The sequence below is a fragment of the Staphylococcus gallinarum genome (genome assembly GCF_000875895.1).
Lineage (GTDB): Bacteria > Bacillota > Bacilli > Staphylococcales > Staphylococcaceae > Staphylococcus > Staphylococcus gallinarum.
The window spans coordinates 1-241 of record NZ_JXCF01000073.1 but is presented as its reverse complement, the minus strand read 5'-3'; the positions used below and the strand labels follow the sequence as shown (position 1 = coordinate 241).

The following is a 241-nucleotide window of genomic DNA, read 5'->3' as shown; positions in this document are numbered from 1 at the left end:
AGATTATGATTTTGCTTTTTTCGTATCAGATATTGAGTATTTCACACATGAAGAAAGTTGGTTAAGTTTATTTGGAGAATTATTGTTTATACAGAAACCAGAAGATATGGAATTATTCCCCCCTGATTTAGATTATGGTTACAGTTATATAATGTATTTTAAAGATGGCATAAAAATGGATATTACATTAATTAATTTAAAAGATTTAAATCGTTATTTTAGTGATTCTGATGGTCTTGTA

General features: G+C 25.7%; 1 protein-coding gene. It reads left to right on the top strand.

From position 1 onward, the window contains the following. The coding region (locus tag SH09_RS13020) for an aminoglycoside 6-adenylyltransferase (RefSeq protein WP_042740061.1) at positions 1-241 on the top strand (241 nt) is incomplete at both ends.